Here is an 818-nt window from a genome sequence, read left to right on the forward strand (position 1 = left end):
GCCGGTCAGGCTGTCCGGCCTGCGCCTCGGACATCTCGCGGATGGCGCCATGGGCGCGGGTGACGCCACCGGCTGTTTCACCCTCGCCGATTCCGCACATTTCCCCCCTCTGATGGCGGTGGCGGCGGGCGGCCCTGTCGATCTTTTCGGGCTCTATGACGGGTTCGCGCTCACGCCCCTGGCCATGGTGGCCGACGGCCACCTCTACGCCGTTCCCGCCCAGGATTCCCGGCCGATCCTGGTGAGGGCGGCCTGATGAGCCTCGACGCATCCGCCCCCGACGATTGGGAGTCGGCCCTCGTCTCCGTCCTGCTGGGGGCCGACAGCTCTCCCGCCCCCGCCGACCTCGAGACGGTCGCCGGCGTGCTTCCGCGCGCGGAGCCGGGCATGGCCCTGCTGGCGCGGGTCGCGGTCGCGGGCATCCACCATCTCGCCGGCAGCGGCTTTCCGCCCGACGCCTTCACGCCGGCGCCCCCCTACGAGGCGAAGGGCCGGCCCTGCCCGCCTGCGGCGGCGGCGCGGCTCGGGCTGCTCCTCGCCGGGGGCACAGAGGCGCGGGGCCGCCTGAAGGAGTGGTGTGAGCTCGCCGCGGCAGCAGGGATGCGCGCGCCGCCCTGGCTGCTTCCGGCCCTCGCGCCCTACCGGCGCGAGTGGGAAGAGATCATCGACGCGGTCGCGGGCGAGGAGCTCGCCTGGCTGGAAGCGGCCTGTTCCGCCCGAGGCGCCGAGGCGGCGACTCCGGCCCCGGACGGCCCGGAGGAGAGCCCCGCCGAGCGCCACGCCGCCTTCGCCGACTTCCGCCGGCGCGATCCGGCGGG

Annotated in this window: 1 protein-coding gene and 1 pseudogene; both read left to right on the top strand. The window is 75.8% G+C overall.

The window, feature by feature from the left end; all coding sequences use genetic code 11:
* Nucleotides 1–256 (top strand): annotated as a pseudogene (locus MBTS_RS23375) (SWIM zinc finger family protein); the annotation flags it as partial.
* Nucleotides 256–818: DUF5691 domain-containing protein (locus MBTS_RS23380; protein WP_483403781.1), on the top strand; the 563-nt coding region annotated here is incomplete at its 3' end. The pseudogene MBTS_RS23375 and the gene MBTS_RS23380, both read left to right, overlap by 1 nt.

Source organism: Methylobacterium bullatum (assembly GCF_014845095.1).
Classification (GTDB): domain Bacteria; phylum Pseudomonadota; class Alphaproteobacteria; order Rhizobiales; family Beijerinckiaceae; genus Methylobacterium; species Methylobacterium bullatum.